Origin of the sequence: Vibrio sp. 1F255 (genome assembly GCF_041439145.1) — a bacterium.
Lineage (GTDB): Bacteria > Pseudomonadota > Gammaproteobacteria > Enterobacterales > Vibrionaceae > Vibrio > Vibrio crassostreae_C.
This window is the reverse complement of record NZ_JBGONQ010000058.1, coordinates 1-13,251: the sequence shown is the minus strand read 5'-3', so window position 1 is coordinate 13,251 and position 13,251 is coordinate 1. Positions and strand designations below refer to the sequence as shown.

Below are 13,251 nucleotides of genomic sequence, written 5' to 3'. Positions count from 1 at the left end.
TACTTCTTCTTGAAGATAAAAGCGGCTTTCCCCGGAAAGCCGCGATGAACCTTTTCTTTTGTCCACTTGAGCCACTTTATTTAATGCTTGGCCAGTTCTTGATGATTCTTGGCAATGGTATAGCGTTACCTTGTGCTCAGGCGTTGGTGATGTTGCCTTATAAGAAGAACGCTGGCGCGGCTGCTGCGATGTCTGGCGGAGGGCAGATGGTGGTGTCTTCAATGGTGAGCATGGGGCTGGTTCAGTTAGGACTAGGAGAAGCGTGGCATTTATCGCTCGTTATCATGCTGTTCACATTGATTACCCTGTTTAACATTTTGCGTGGTTTCAGTAGCCAAGAAGCGAGAGAGTCTCAGCTCAGTTAGTTGCTTAGGTAATTAGCTAGCTGCCTGGCTAGTAGGAACGAGAAGGCCATTGAAATGATGAATTTCAATGGCCTTTTTAATGTTCAGCGCTTTGGTTTAAATTACCAGAATATATGCTATTTTCTGACTGCTTAGGGCAAGTGGTAGTGTTCCGAGCGCAGCTTGCGGCAGGGACGTTAGTTTCCATTATTGCTGGCAGCTACTTTATCTTCTTGCTACTGAAATCTCGAAGAACATAGGTTTTGCTCATGACCGAAAGCCATTGCTAATCAAAGCTACTGGCAATCAAAGCCATTGGCGATAAAAGCTACGAATGAAAAGCAGTGAATGGAGCGATCCATCACTGCTTTTTTATTGATGTCGTTTGTGTAAGGGGGCGCTGTTAAGCAACACAGGTCTCGCTTCTTAATGTGCAAGTTTGGCATATGTTAATAAAATGTATAATCTAAAGGTCTGACCACTTATAAGGTAGCCACCATGCCAAACCTCGATCGTATTACTTGTTCTATCGATGAAAACCAAATTGCGACGGTTGTGTTGAATCGACCCGATAAGCTCAATGCTATTGATATGGCGATGTTTGAAGCCGTTAATGACATGATAAGTGAGCTCAAGAAGAACAGAGATATTCGAGCTGTTATTGTTAAGGGCAGTGGTTCCGATTTTTGTTCTGGCTTAGATGTTAAATCGTTATTGAACAGTAAAGTAGGGGCGATGAAGCTTTTGTTCAAATGGTTACCGACATTACCTAATGCTGCGCAGCACTTTTCGCTTGGTTGGCGAGAGATCCCATGTCCTGTCATTTTTGCGATTCATGGTCGTTGTTGGGGAGGCGGCCTTCAATTAGCCAGTGGTGGTGATTTTAGGATGGCCAGTCCAGACGCGACTTTCTCGATATTGGAAGCCAAATGGGGTTTGATTCCTGACATGGGAGGCGCCATCGCATTTCGAGAGTTAATGCGTAAAGATCACACCTTAGAAATGGCGATGACCGCTAAAGAAATCGACTGTGAAACAGCGAAAGACTATGGGCTGGTAACCAAGATTGCCGAAGATCCTTACGCTGAAGCCTATGCGTTGGCACTTGAGTGTGCGAATCGGTCGCCAGATGTCGTCGCTGCTAACAAGAAGCTCTACAACAAGACTTGGTGGTCAAGCCCGGGCATGGCTGTATTCTGCGAAACTTGGTATCAGATAAAGGTTGGGTTAGGTAAGAACAGGGCGATTGCTGCTCAACGTGAAATTCATCGAGACAAACCACGCCCTTACGTCGCCAGAAAGTTTAAATAGCGCTTGTACAGGAATAATGGATATTCCCTTTGTTTATTGAGCTTTGCGGTAACCTTAGAGCAATTTAATGTCTAAGGCTAAATGAGCGCTCTGATGAACAAAACTTTTACTTACTCTCTAGCTGCCACTGCAATTTTTACGAGCTTAAATGCATTCGCAAGTGGCCTGTTTTTGCAAGAAGCTGTCGTTGCCAACGCTGGTACTACTGGCGCTGGTGATGGTGTTTACACTCGATCTGCAGCGGCGATGTGGACAAACCCTGCCACTATGTCTCACATGGGCGAAAGCAAAACGACCATCAACACCATGGCATTCGATCTTGAAATGAAGTATCAAGATAACGGTGGTAATCCAGATGGTAAAGCTCATTCCGTAATGCCGTCATTTGGTGCCTTCCACGCTCATCAAGTCACAGACAAATTACACCTTGGTATCGCGCTTGGCGCTGTTGGCGGCTCTAGCCTTGATTACGGCAGTGATTGGGCGGGTGCTGCACTTCTAGAAGATATCACTCTTACTGCAATGCAAGTGAACCCATCACTGAGTTATAAGCTGAATGACCAATGGTCAGTAGGCGCGGGTGTGCAATTCAGTTGGGCTGCATTCCAACAAACAACGTCAATGCTTACTGCGAAGCAAGATACTGACTGGGCATACGGCTATAACCTTGGCGTAATGTACACACCGACAGACAAGCTTAAATTGGGTGCTAGTTATCGTTCTAAACTCGAACATGAATTTAACAATGATGTGAATGTATTTACTGGCGGCCAGCGTTCATTAAATACTGGTATAGATGTACCTGAAATTGTTGATGCCAGTTTGAGTTATGCATTTAATACTCAGCTTGATCTATTAGCTAGTGTGCAATTTCATCGTTGGAGTCAATGGGATAGCACTGTTTTAGATTTGGGTACAAACCAAAATGGTAACCTTCCAATTAATCAAACACTATTGCGCGATTGGGACGATGTATGGAAGTTTGCAGTTGGTGCAGATTACCAACTTAACTCAGACTGGCGTTTGAAAGCTGGCTTCTCTTACGAAACTTCTCCGCAAGACGATCCGTCAATGCAATGGGTTGACCTTCCTGTGGGTGAACAGTACCGCTACTCAGTTGGCGCATCTACCTACTGGGACGACATCTTAATTGATGTGTTCTATGAATACGCTGATTTGGGTTCAGTTAAGATGGATCGATATGGTCGATTTGGTCAAGTTAATCTGTTGAATGGTTCATTCGATGGCCGTATCCACTTTGTTGGTGTTAGCGCGACCTTCTAATGACATTACGTAATCTACTAATCATTACTTTAGTGTCTTTATTTTCAACGGGTGCTTTTGCTGAAGAGAAGCACCCTGATGATCCGACTAAAATCGTAACCAAAGCTGGCGTTGCTTATAACGAAGATCTGCAGTTCTCTGGGTCTATTGGGCTTGATGAAGCGCGAATGATCAACGCTCGTGTTAATGCTGACGGTGAAGAGTGGCGAGTAGGCGGTTCATGGTTGTTGCCTATGGGGATCGTCAATTTCAACTTTAGCCGCTCTGAATACGACAACGATGCTTATAAGAACAACTACAGTATTGGTACGTTTATACCACTGAGTTATTTCGACATTGAGCCGTTCGGTTGGCAAATCTTCCCTATGGCTGGGTACAGCTATAATGACGGCGAAGTAGCGGTTTTCGATGATGATAACGTTGGCTCTGACTATGTATTGATGCCGAGTGCAACACACGGTGGTTACATTGGCGCGTTTGGCTTAAAAACGATTACGGATGAATGGTCTATCATGGGCTTCGGTGGTGGTTCAATGGGCTCTGATGATTATTCAGGGTATTGGGCAGGCGGCGGTGCTAGCTACAAGTTGAGTGACGCTCAATCATTCAACTTCTTCACTATTTTTGCTGAGGACGATTTCGGTGAAAATAACAGTGTTGGCGCGTCTTACACCTATGAGTTCAAATAACTGTTAGCAGGCAGAAATTCGCAGGTGGACACCTCTCGTAAGAACCATTGACTTAGTCCAGATTAAATTGAACAAAGTCGCTTATTAAAACTTAGCGACTTTCTTTTGTTACCATTTCTCCAATCTTTTTTATCTCTTTTTGATGCTTTCTATATCTTTCTCACATGAGAGTGCCGCTCTCTTAATCTAGATTAAGTTTTCGCTGCCTTATTCTCTGTAGTATCCGCCTGAATCAGTGCCCATGCTTAATGGGTAACTTGCGTAACACGATTTTGAGAGGAAGACACTTGAGCACTTTGTTTACAGAAACCCACATTGGCAAGATGACACTAAAGAATCGCTTCATGAGAAGTGCAACGTGGGAAAATATGGCCACCGAAGATGGGCATATGACAGATAAACTGTACGCTATCTATGAAGAGTTGGCTCAAGGTGAAGTCGGCCTGATCGTGACGGGCTACGCGAACATTGTTGAAGAAGAAAAGCCGAATGCAGGCATGATGGGTATGTATAACGACTCATTCATTGAAGAGTATCAAAAGCTGACTCAACTGGTGCACGACAACGACTCTAAAATCGTGATGCAGTTGGCTTATGGTGGCACCAAAACCACGCATGACCTTGGCGAGCGAGTAATCTACGCACCAAGTGAGGTTCCAGAAAAAGGAACTCAAACTCTAGGCAAAGCGATGACCAAAGACGAGATCGACTACATTGTTGATGCGTTTGCTCAAGCGTCTTTGAGAGCACAGAAGTCAGGCTTTGATGGCGTTGAAATTCATGCCGCTCACACTTACCTGATTAACCAATTTCTAAGCCCTTATTACAACCAACGTGAAGATGAATACGGCGGTAGCTTAGAAAACCGCATGAGATTTTTGTTAGAGATCTATACCGCGACACGTAAGCTGGTGGGTGATGATTTCCCTATCTTGGTTAAGCTCACGGCATCCGAGTTTTTTGAAGGTGGCGTCACCTTTGAGGAAACACGTATTGTCTGTAAAAAGCTTGAACAAGTGGGTGTGGATGGCATTGTCGTGTCAGGCAATATTCATGGCAAAGCAGACACTATGATTGGCGAGTCGCACGATGGTTTTACCATTCAAGCTGAAGGCTACTTCCATGAGTATGGTCACGCGATTAGCCAAGACGTTAATATCCCAGTGATCACGGTTGGTGGTCTAACGGATTTTGATGCTATCGAAGCGATTGCAAACAACACGGGCATTGAGTACTTCGCGCTTTCAAGACCGCTGCTTTCTGAACCCCATTTAGTGAAGCGTTGGAAGGAAGGGGATAGAAGCCCTGTTGAATGCGAACGATGCTCTAAGTGTCGTACTAAGCGCGGTAACTTCTGCGTGGTGAATAAAGACAGAAAAGTACAGCTTGCACGCATGTAGTCGCTGAGCCCAGCTCCAAGCGAGCTCCGAAGTTTATAGCTGAGTCTAAGTTTGAGCCTGTGTAATCGCGCAGGCTCTTGTTCATTCCGTATTCCACGAAACGAAATTTGAAACCTTATTAATCACATCTTCCTGTCAAATTGGTGCGACTAAACAGATACACTACGCCTGTAAATTATCCAACCAAGTTATCGATAAAAACTGAGCAAACTTTGAAACTACTTCCTCTTCTTAAGCAACCTCGAATCCACTGACGCCTCTTTAGTTTTAGCGACATTGCTATGATTTAAGCGTGATACTCACTATTCATCCCAGTGAACCCTGTGTTTATAGGGCGTTAGTTTGTGCACCTTGGATTTGCATCGTCGAACATTTTGATAGTTAACGAATAAAACTAAATAGATCATTCAGAGGTAAAAATGCAAAAGAAGCATTGGTCCAAATTCGAGTTGCTGCATGAAGTCGTAACCAACCCCAATATTCATGTAAAAGGTCAACACAGTTATTACAGCGATTGCTGGGATAATGGTTTTGAACAATCGGTAGTGCGCTATTTACACGGCGACGAAGTCAGCCGTCAGTGGGAGCCTCGATGGGAAATCGACGAACTCTATATCGGTGATTATGTCTGTATTGGCGCAGAGGTCGTGATTTTGATGGGTGGCAACCATACCCACAGAGTTGATTGGTTTTCGCTGTACCCATTTATGGATGTCATCGACGATGCCTACATTGGCAAAGGTGGCACTCACATTGAAGATGGGGTGTGGTTAGGCATGAGAGCGATGGTGATGCCCGGTGTGACGATTGGCGAAGGCGCTGTAGTTGCAGCGAATAGTGTGGTGACTAAAGACGTCGCTCCATACAGCATTGTCGGTGGTTCTCCAGCTAAAGTCGTCAAATACCGCTTTGATGAGTCCGTTATTGACGAACTCATGTCATTCAAAATATACGAGTGGCCCTCAGATAAATTTGAAGCGCTGAAACCGTATTTATGTAACTCAGACTTTTCAAAGCTAAAGCAGGCGATAACGGATTACGACAATTGTTTGTAAGGAGCGCTTGTAACGAGCATTTGTAAGGTGCGTTTTTAAGGTACGGGTATAGCCACAGATTTGTGTAGAAAGATCTGTGTCATATTTATATTGAAAAACACGTTAAATCAGTCCGTTACCTTGCAATACTCAACATGGTGTACCAATCTTATTTCATAAGCATGGATAAGGATTGTGTATGCCCGCAAGTTCAATGAAAAACAAAGGGGTGGTAGGAAAAGTCCTACTGCCTTCTTTACTCATAAATCTTCTCTCTCTCGCCGTTCCGTTAACGGTTTTACAAATTTACGATCGTATTTTACCTAACCAAAGTTACGGTACTGCCACTTTGTTGTTGGCGGGTGCAGCGTTGGCTGTTGCCATGGAAGCATTGATCCGGTTTGTGCGTACTTGGCTTTTGTCAGCCGCGGCCAGCAATACCGAGAAAGCGACCTATCAAACCTTGGTTGAAAGAGTAACAACGGCTTCATCAGGCCATCTTCGCCACATTGGTGTTGGTGGCGTGGAAGAGGGGCTGGGCTCAGTATCAAAAGTCAAAGATTGGTATTCCGGCGGTGTGATTGCAGGCTTTATTGATTTGCCTTTTGCCTTGATCTTCTTGGGCTTGGTGGCTTACATCGGCGGTGAGCTGGTGGCGATACCTTTGGCAGTTTGGCTGATTACTCTCGGAATTGTTTGGTTATCTTCTATTCGCGTTAAAAGCTTAAGTGAAGAAGCTTCCCAAGATGAGCAGGAGCGAAAAGCGTTTTTGATTTTGTTAAGCCAAACCATTCAAGGAATCAAACGTCAGGCTGTTGAGTCTCGAATCTTCAATCAGTTTAAATCCCTCAATAATGTTCGCTCTCAGTCTAAAGCGAGAGAAGAAGAACAGAACGCCTTTGCCCAAGAATGTATTCAGCTTGCCGCATTAGCCACGTCAGTTTTACTCGTAATTACGGGGAGTTTGTGGGTGTTGGATGGTCAGTTAACTACTGGTGGCTTGGCGGCATGTTCTATCTTATCTGGCAGAGCGGTTGCACCTTTAAGTGCTTTGGTGGGAGTTCGAATTAAGCTTAATTCAATACACAGTGCTAATCAGGCAATAGAAAAATTGAGTGACTTATCGATAGGTGAGTCTTCAGACTCTGAGCAAGCTAAGAGCCACTTATCTGACTTTGAGGTGTTGGAAATCAAGCAAGCGACCGTTGAAAGATATGGTGAACTCTCTCATGCAGATGTCACACTGAATAAAGGTGAGTTGGTTTTGTTAGAGAGTGAGGATCGCCACACCAACAGTCATTTATTGTCGTCGATTGCAGGTATTGATGATCTAAAAGCGGGTGAGTGCTTCATTAACGGAGCTGCAGTTTCAATCGCATCCGTAACCAATATTGCGGCCTACTGTGGCGTTAAAGGGCAGTTGGTGTCGGGTACTATTCTCGACAACTTGTGCGGGTTTGACCCTGAGAAAACGCAAAGCGCCAGTGACTATGCAAAGCGTTTGGGTTTAACCAAAGAGATTACTCGATTACCCGATGGACTAGAGACACAAATTGGCCATACGAGTGCTTCTTTGTTGAGTATGGGTAACGTGAAAATGCTCAATATCGCGGCTCAATTGGCAAGTGATAAACCCATAATCATGTTGGAAAGGCCGGATTCTTCACTTGATTTAGACGCCCTTGGGAATCTAGCTAAGGTGTTGGAAGAAGAAGTAACGGCAGGACGCACGATACTGATGGTGAGCTACCATTCGAAGCTTCGCGAATTTGCTAATCGAATCATTACAGTGGAAAGTCGAGCTATTACGGTCGACAGCGAGAGCAATCAGGAGGCCGTCGTATGAATCGTTTAGATATTGGTAACCCTTCAGGTGCGAACAACCGTGCAGATACCAGCGGTCGACAAGAGGTGATGAATCATTTAGAAACCGAGAGCCTTTCCGTTCTTAAGCAGTTGGAAGTTAATGCTAATATCCAGTTGTTCGCACATCAATGGGTCGATGAAAATGGCATTGAATCAATCGACGATATGTTTGCCTTGTTCGACAGGCTTGCATTGCCTTATCGCTTGGTTGCCAACCTAGATGAAGTTGGTGAACATAAATTGGTCTTACTGGTACTTGGTGAACATGAGCTGGTCTCTGGTCATTTAGAATCCAAGCAATTTGTTGCCTTTAATGCCAATGACGACATCACCGATGTCCCTCAATTTTGTATTGTTATCGAAGGGCCACCATTAGAGAAGGCCTCTCCTGATTGGGTTGGCGAAAGGTTACATGCGTTTCGTCCCATCATTCCTAAATTGTTGTTGGTCAGCTTTATCACTAACTTATTTGCGCTTGCTGTTCCCTTCATCACGATGTCGATTTATGACCATGTGATTGGCGGTGATGCAGGGCATGAGTTGCAAGGTATCGCTATTGGCGCGGCGTTGTTGTTTGTGATGATGGGTTGGTTGAGAACATTACGTAGCCGAGTGTTTGCTTCAGTTTCCAACCGAGTAAGTCGTGAGATTTCTCAATCCCTCGTGCAGCGTCTGCTTCGTAATAGCTATGCTCAAAATCAGCAAACAGCTTCTTCTAGTCAGCAAAACCAAGTGATGCTGTCAGAGCGTATTTCAGGTGTGCTATCGGGGCCATTAGGAAATGCGCTGTTTGATCTGCCATTCATTCTAATTTTTGTACTTGCGATAGGTGTTTTAGGCGGATGGTTGGTACTGGTTCCAGTCGTCTCTTTAATCCTTTATTACTTGCTAGCAAAACGCTCGATACGCTCTAGCAGTAAGCGCTCAATGCAATCGACAGTCGCAGGTACGAATCGTCAAAACATGACCAATGAACTGTCATCCAAACTCGCCTTTATTCGCAGTGCTGGATTCTCAGAGCACTGGATTCAACGCTTCAAAAAGGCCAATCTTCTTGCTTCAACAGTGACCTTTAATCAATCGGTTCTCCAGAGTCGTTACACCTCGATTTACTATTTCATTGGTGTGGGGTCGACACTTGCCGTGATGGGGTTAGGCATAGGACTTATTTTTGAACAAGTGATGACCCCTGGTGGTTTGATTGCTTCAATGATGTTGATATCTAAAGTAACGGGTCCTGCTCAGGTGTTGGCAAACAGTGCGATGCGTTTTAATAGCTTTAATCAATCCAAGCTGCAAGTGAACCGTATTTTGTCTCAGCCGTCTGAGCGTGAATTCAGTTACCAGCATCACCCGTTACCCGTGGTAGCGCCTAACTTGAAATTAGACCAAGTGACGCTGCGCTATCCCAAACAGAGTCGCCCCGCTTTGAATGGTGTGAGTTTTGATATTGAAGCCGGTGAAGTTGTCGCGATTACCGGCCCTTCTGGGAGCGGTAAATCAACATTAATTGAAGTGCTGTCTGGCTTGCAGCCTATCCAAAATGGCATGGTCGAGCTTGAAGGCGTTAACCTCGTTCAATACGACCCGCAGCTTTATCGCCACTGGTGTTTCATTCGAGCCGCATATCCTGATTTGCTTACGCTGAGTATTCGAGAGTGGCTAAACGACGGTCACAAAGTCGAAGATCAGAAAATGATCTCTGCAATTGAAATGGTCGGCGGAAAGCGTTGGTTCGAGACATTATCAGGTGGGCTCGATACTTCCATCAGCAGTATTCAGCCGGACAGCCTTTTTGACATGTTGTCTGGCAGCGTCGCGCAGATCCTAATTGATGCAAAAGCGCTGGTTTATGACTACCCAATGTTCTTAATGGATAATCCTGTGCCTGATGCTCACCCAAATGCTAAACGTATATTTGGTGAGTTTGTGCAGTCGAAAAAAGGAAAAGCAACGGTGATTTACACGTCCCACGATCCGGATTTAATCAAGCTTGCCGATAAAGTGGTGGTATTAAATGAAGGTGCAGTGGTTTATGCCGGTCCATTAGAGCCGGAGCAGTCTTCGAAGCAGGAACAGCCTTCAGAGCCTCAAGCTTCTCAAGAACCGCAGTTATCTGAGCAACCGTTATCTCAAGAGCTACAGCCGTCAACTCAAGAGGCGTCTGCTCAACAAAATGCAGCCCAACAAGAACAATCAGAGTCTAAGCAAGGAGTCGCTAATGACTAAACAATCTATCGAGAAGGGCAAGCGCTACGGTGAGCTTGTTGAATCACAAAATACGGCTCGTACATTGGCGCTGGCCACATGGTCGGTTGCCTTATGTGTTATTGCTTTTGCCACTTGGTCTGTAGTCACTCAAGTTGATGAAATCGCCAAAGCCAAAGGTGCTGTGATTCCGGAAGGCGAGAAGCAAGTATTACAAAGTGCGATTGGCGGTAAGTTAAAGCAAATTCTTGTTAAAGAAGGCCAGTTGGTAGAGAAAGGCCAGCCGCTTGTTGAGTTTGATGCCACTTTCCAGCGTACCGCCCTTGAAGAGCTAAAGTCCCAACAAGTGACGCTTCTAGCCAGTGTGGAACGTATGAATGCGTTGCTTGAGCAACGTGAGCCTAACCTTGCTGAGTTTGAGGTCGATTACCCAGAGATCGTCAGCCAGCAAAAAGCGCAGCTGAACGCGCAAAAAGCCCTCTACTTCCAAAAGCGTGTGGTGCTTGAGAAAGAGAGCGAGCAAATTGCAGAGCAGCTTCGTAGCGTAGAAAAGGCCTTGCCGAGTTATGAGAAAGAGTTAAATGCGACTAAGCAAGAGTTGAACATACTGGAGAAGGGTTATAAAGCGGGTAACATTTCACGTTTACGTGTGCTTGAAATGCGACAAAAATTGGCCAGTATCGAACAGAAAATCGAAGAAGCTCGTGGTAAGAAGTCGGTATTGATTAGACAAGCTGACAGTAATGACCAAAAAATCATACAGCTTCTGGCGGAAGCGAAAGCTAAAGTGAGCGATGATCGTTCTAAAGCCGTATCTGACTTATCAGCATTGAATGCTAGAGTTCGTTCAAGCCAAGCTAAATTGACGAACACTATGTTAGTGTCACCGCTACAAGGCTTGGTGCAAAGCATACCAAGCACGCAGGATGGTGGTGTTATTCAGCCGGGTGGCACGGTAGTTGAAATTGTGCCTGTCGGAGGGAACGCTGACTTCAAAGCACGTTTGTCCCCAAGAGATATTGGTTTTGTGAGTGTTGGGCAGCCCACTCGAGTCAAGATTGATGCGTTTGATTACAGCCGCTTTGGGGCTTTAAAAGGGGCGGTAGAGAGTATTTCACCGACCACAAGTCAAAGCGAACGTGGCGAGATCTATTATGAAGTTGTAGTGTCGGTTGATACGCCTTACTTCCGTGATAACCCTGAAAGCTTTTCCATACTGCCGGGTATGACGGGTGAAGTAGACATCACAACTGGCGAGAAGTCGGTGTTCCAATACTTATGGAAACCGATTTATACCAATGTTAGCGTGGCGTTTGGAGAGAGGTAAAGTCCTCCACTCTGGCTTGCATAAAAAAGGAGCACATGCCGTGCTCCTTTTTTTATCTAACCGAAGGGGTGATGTTCTAGTTATTTGGGTCTATGTCAGGCAGTCCGTCAACGTCATTATGATGGTGTAAAGAATCATCAATAGATGGGTTATCGGTATGGTGAGACAGCCCATCACTCATACCATCGTCAGTTTGCTCAGCCCCATAAGCACTCTCGGCATCACTGAAAATGATATCGATATCATGCGCTACTGGTACATTGTGTGACGGTGAATCTATAGACGGCGAGTCAGCATTAATACCCAGAGCGTCTAGGTAAGCATGGGCACCAGAACGCTGTTCGTGTTCGCCTATCGCTGTATGTTCTAGGTTTGCCGTCACCTCATCAAAATTAAGAGTAACTTCATCAGGGGTGCTGAAAGAGGCATCCGGTTCATCCGCTTGGCTCATGCCGGGTGCTGGAGGAGGTGATGGAGCGATTGGCGATAAATCCATGCCAGTTAGTGTGGTTTGGTCAATGTGATGTCCGCTGTTTCCATGGACGGATTGCGAGTGCAAATGTAGGTGCACCGCGACTTGTGAGTTTTGATCGCCTCCTAGGGTTAAAACAAACGAGTCGGTTTCGTCTGTACCACTACCGTAAGAGCCTCCTGTATGTGTCTTAACGACGCCTGATGAAGTTTGTTGGTAATCGTAACTCAACTCTCCGGTTGCAGGATTGACATGCAAAGTACCAAATTGACCGTGTAATGCAGTGAGAGAGTGTCCGTGGTGATCTGATATTCCCCAGCCTGTCATTGGCGTAGGCGTTCCTTGGTGAATAATTGGAGGAATTCCGATTGAGGCATGCAGGTCCTGATTGCCTGCACTGCCGGTAATTTTTGCAGGGGCAACTAGGGTTGGCATTGGTGGAACATCGCTGTGTCCATCAATGCGCATTTCAACTTCTTGAGTTGTAATGCCCCCGTGTCCATCATCGACTAATAGAGAAAACTTATCGGTCAATTGTTCACCAGTATTTAAAGCATTAACATGGCTATTGCTGTTATTAAGTGTGTAGACCCAAGTTTGTGTATTGCTATTATAGGTAACAGAACCATACTGTGGCTGATGTTGGCTATCAATACTGACAGAATGTTGATCGCTATGATCAACATCGCTGATAATAATTTGCCCAGAGGTCGCATTTGCAGCATCTTCATCAATGTTATGTGCACCTGCGATAGCTTCAGAAACTGTTGGTTTATCATTAGTGCCATGCACATTGATGGTAATAATTTGTTTATCACCACCAGCGGTCGTTACTTCATATTGAACCTGCTCGACTTGCCCTGCCGCTAAGTGCTGAATATTGGCATTGGGAACCGAATAAGCCCAATCACCGGCTTTTCCAATGGTCAGATGACCGCCATAGGGATCACTGACCGCATGGGCATTACGAGTGGCGTAAAAATGATCTTCACTGGCATCAGGATCGATAACATTCAACACGCCAGTGACAAATATCGTATGTTGAGCATCACCTTGTACATGGCGATCTTCTGTAATTTGACCGCTTTTATCTCCGGTGAAGATCGCAGCATCGCCAGCTGCCGAGAGCGTCGTTGATGCGCCAGTGTGGGTCACACCACCGTGAGCATCTTTAACATCATAGCTAAAATGCACTTGGCCGTTATAGTCTTTTTCTGGGGTAAAGGTAAATGTGCCATCGGCATTTAACGCAATAGCACCATGGTCAGCCTGTAGGTTTTCAATGGATAATTTGCCAATATCGTTGTCGTCAACAT

The 13,251-nt window shown here is 45.3% G+C and carries 9 protein-coding genes and 1 pseudogene; 9 read left to right on the top strand and 1 reads right to left on the bottom strand.

Features of this window, described 5'->3' with window-relative positions; translation table 11 throughout:
- The 9 genes and pseudogenes from ACED41_RS20925 to ACED41_RS20885 form a co-directional block, all read left to right on the top strand.
- Window positions 1–365, top strand: a pseudogene (locus ACED41_RS20925) (MFS transporter); the annotation flags it as partial.
- 477 nt (window positions 366–842) lie between these two features.
- Window positions 843–1,655: a crotonase/enoyl-CoA hydratase family protein gene (locus tag ACED41_RS20920; protein WP_371725619.1), complete on the top strand. Its 813-nt coding sequence runs from the start codon at window positions 843–845 to the stop codon at window positions 1,653–1,655.
- Between the two features lie 93 nt (window positions 1,656–1,748).
- The gene (locus tag ACED41_RS20915) at window positions 1,749–2,939 is read left to right on the top strand and encodes an OmpP1/FadL family transporter (RefSeq protein WP_371725618.1); all 1,191 of its coding nucleotides are present in this window, start codon (window positions 1,749–1,751) and stop codon (window positions 2,937–2,939) included.
- The gene (locus tag ACED41_RS20910) at window positions 2,939–3,628 is read left to right on the top strand and encodes a hypothetical protein (RefSeq protein ID WP_371725617.1); all 690 of its coding nucleotides are present in this window, start codon (window positions 2,939–2,941) and stop codon (window positions 3,626–3,628) included. The genes ACED41_RS20915 and ACED41_RS20910 overlap by 1 nt, the downstream gene beginning before the upstream one ends.
- A gap of 287 nt (window positions 3,629–3,915) precedes the next feature.
- On the top strand, window positions 3,916–5,028 hold the full coding sequence (locus tag ACED41_RS20905) for an NADH:flavin oxidoreductase (RefSeq protein ID WP_032546839.1): 1,113 nt from the start codon (window positions 3,916–3,918) through the stop codon (window positions 5,026–5,028).
- Between the two features lie 419 nt (window positions 5,029–5,447).
- Window positions 5,448–6,083, top strand: a complete 636-nt coding sequence (locus tag ACED41_RS20900; RefSeq protein WP_371725616.1) for a CatB-related O-acetyltransferase — start codon at window positions 5,448–5,450, stop codon at window positions 6,081–6,083.
- Window positions 6,084–6,261: 178 nt separating this feature from the next.
- Window positions 6,262–7,908 (top strand): ABC transporter transmembrane domain-containing protein, encoded by a 1,647-nt coding sequence (locus ACED41_RS20895; protein ID WP_371725615.1) that lies wholly within the window; start codon window positions 6,262–6,264, stop codon window positions 7,906–7,908.
- On the top strand, window positions 7,905–10,157 hold the full coding sequence (locus tag ACED41_RS20890) for an ABC transporter transmembrane domain-containing protein (protein WP_371725614.1): 2,253 nt from the start codon (window positions 7,905–7,907) through the stop codon (window positions 10,155–10,157). The genes ACED41_RS20895 and ACED41_RS20890 overlap by 4 nt, the downstream gene beginning before the upstream one ends.
- Window positions 10,150–11,463, top strand: coding sequence for an HlyD family type I secretion periplasmic adaptor subunit (locus ACED41_RS20885; RefSeq protein ID WP_017061737.1), 1,314 nt, complete (start codon window positions 10,150–10,152; stop codon window positions 11,461–11,463). Before ACED41_RS20890 ends, ACED41_RS20885 begins: the two co-directional genes overlap by 8 nt.
- Before the next feature lie 76 nt (window positions 11,464–11,539).
- Here ACED41_RS20885 and ACED41_RS20880 read toward each other — a convergent pair.
- On the bottom strand, window positions 11,540–13,251 hold a 1,712-nt coding region (locus ACED41_RS20880; protein ID WP_371725613.1), incomplete at its 5' end, for a VCBS domain-containing protein.

Bases quoted from the DNA above. Each gene is read 5' to 3' on its own strand.
- ACED41_RS20920 (WP_371725619.1), top strand. From the start codon at position 843: ATGCCAAACCTCGATCGTATTACTTGTTCTATCGATGAAAACCAAATT.
- ACED41_RS20915 (WP_371725618.1), top strand. From the start codon at position 1,749: ATGAACAAAACTTTTACTTACTCTCTAGCTGCCACTGCAATTTTTACG.
- ACED41_RS20910 (WP_371725617.1), top strand. From the start codon at position 2,939: ATGACATTACGTAATCTACTAATCATTACTTTAGTGTCTTTATTTTCA.
- ACED41_RS20900 (WP_371725616.1), top strand. From the start codon at position 5,448: ATGCAAAAGAAGCATTGGTCCAAATTCGAGTTGCTGCATGAAGTCGTA.
- ACED41_RS20895 (WP_371725615.1), top strand. From the start codon at position 6,262: ATGCCCGCAAGTTCAATGAAAAACAAAGGGGTGGTAGGAAAAGTCCTA.
- ACED41_RS20890 (WP_371725614.1), top strand. From the start codon at position 7,905: ATGAATCGTTTAGATATTGGTAACCCTTCAGGTGCGAACAACCGTGCA.
- ACED41_RS20885 (WP_017061737.1), top strand. From the start codon at position 10,150: ATGACTAAACAATCTATCGAGAAGGGCAAGCGCTACGGTGAGCTTGTT.